The organism is Pseudomonas sp. SIMBA_067 (assembly GCF_046534675.1).
GTDB lineage: Bacteria > Pseudomonadota > Gammaproteobacteria > Pseudomonadales > Pseudomonadaceae > Aquipseudomonas > Aquipseudomonas putida.
The window spans coordinates 1-241 of sequence record NZ_JAWRYH010001216.1 but is presented as its reverse complement, the minus strand read 5'-3'; the positions used below and the strand labels follow the sequence as shown (position 1 = coordinate 241).

The window sequence follows — 241 nt, the reverse complement described above, 5'->3', positions numbered from 1 at the left end:
ATTGAGCTCACCGATCCTGCTACCAAGCGGGTGTATCCTATTTTTATACAGCTACCTAAGTCATATGCAAAGGAGCCTAATAAAACGTATCCTGTTATTTATTTAACCGATGCGCCGTATGCATTTCCTATCGTTGCCGGTGCCACACGGTTTCCAATGAATAGCGGCAAAATGCAACAGGCTATTATTGTGGCGATCAGCTATGAAAAAGGCTCAAGAGGAGCCAGTAGTCGAGTTAGGG

The 241-nt window shown here is 44.8% G+C and carries 1 protein-coding gene; it reads left to right on the top strand.

Going from position 1 to position 241, the window contains the following annotated elements:
- Nucleotides 1–241: alpha/beta hydrolase-fold protein (locus SB765_RS33160; protein WP_410932966.1), on the top strand; the 241-nt coding region annotated here is incomplete at both ends.